This window comes from Nitrosomonas sp. Nm58 (genome assembly GCF_900107335.1).
Classification (GTDB): domain Bacteria; phylum Pseudomonadota; class Gammaproteobacteria; order Burkholderiales; family Nitrosomonadaceae; genus Nitrosomonas.
This window is the reverse complement of the sequence record NZ_FNPQ01000116.1, coordinates 1-1346: the sequence shown is the minus strand read 5'-3', so window position 1 is coordinate 1346 and position 1346 is coordinate 1. Positions and strand designations below refer to the sequence as shown.

Sequence of the window (1346 nt, the reverse complement as noted above, 5' to 3'; positions counted from 1 at the left end):
ACGGCGACCCCGAGGGACCTACCCTCATCTCTTGTGTAGCATAGCTGCACGAGGGAATTTCACCCCCTGTGCGCCTTCGTGGCACACTTTCATCGACATAGAGCAACAGCAGGCGTCCGACCCGCTGGGTTTCCTGATGGCGCTGCTTTCGTCTTCCAACTGTTTCATGTGGTAGGCCATCGCATCGACCAGATTGTCGGTAAACTGCCGGTAGCGTTGCCAGGCGTAGCACAATAGGTAAAGATGGGTCTGCTCCGACTTGAGGTTGCGCAAGTCGTGGACGGTATAGAACTTCGCCAAACTCGCATAGTAAAGCAGGTTCTGCTGCGAAATGCCCAGCTTAGGCAGCAGAACCTTGGCAATCCTGTGCAGAGGCTCCAGCGTGGCACGTTTCTCACGTTCGCGGGCCCTCTGCTGCCAGCCGAAATCCTTGGTATCCTGCTTTAAGTCCGCCAATTGAGATAGTGCGTCATCACGTACTAGGAGCTGGGCCAGCGTAGCTTTGGCCGTGTCATCCAGTATTTCCGACAGCAGATCGCCCAGCCGCCGGCGTTCGGCGGACAGTGTTTCGCTGATGAGTTCTTGCAGCGTGGTGTAGCCAGGCCGAATGATCTTGTGTTCGTTGAGCCACACGACCAGCTCGGTGGCTACAAATCCCGGCGTGACGTCACGCCGCACGCTATGTTCGGCCTGATGCGCGAGCTGCGGAAGGAAGCCGGAAATCCACAGCCGGTAGCCGAATAGCTCGGCGATTCGCCCGCGCTGGGTGTAATGCTCATAGTTGGTGATCGCCTTCCGTTCAAACGCATCACCGATGAAATAACGGCTCAGCACAAAGGCACAATCGTCTTCGACATCGCCCCAGTCGAAACGGAAAAATGCCTGTTTGGCTTTGAAGTAACCGATCTGCAAAACGCAATAGACCTGGGCATGGAATCCGGGGCGGCTGGCCGCAAGCATCAGCTCGGTTTCGGATAGCGCCAGGTACTCCAACCGCTGAGCGTCATCGAAGTCCGGCAGGCCGTATAGAGCGTACTGCTCAGCTTCCGATAGTACGGTCAGCCGCTTGTTTTTGGCGGCCATTTGTTAGACGAGTTGCACAGGACCTGGATATTCAGCCACGCGTGCGTCGGCCGTCAGTAGCGTTATGCCCTCGACAATGGCCTGGGCGACAAGCAGGCGGTCAAAAGGATCTTTATAGATCGGCGGCAAGGCGCCGACGGCTACCGCATGCTCACTGAGGATCGGCAGTGTAAATAGCGGTGTAAAAATGTACCACTGAAGTGCACTAATTTCGCTGCGATCGCGGAATAAAAGTGTACCAGTCCAATGCCTATAAACTGATG

At 56.0% G+C, this 1346-nt stretch carries 1 protein-coding gene and 1 pseudogene; both read right to left on the bottom strand.

What is annotated here, in order from left to right; genetic code table 11:
* Positions 1-1083, bottom strand: a pseudogene (locus BLW34_RS15295) (DUF4158 domain-containing protein); the annotation flags it as partial.
* Between the two features lie 3 nt (positions 1084-1086).
* Positions 1087-1346 (bottom strand): type II toxin-antitoxin system VapC family toxin (locus tag BLW34_RS15290; RefSeq protein WP_218138895.1); only part of this gene is annotated, 260 nt, incomplete at its 5' end.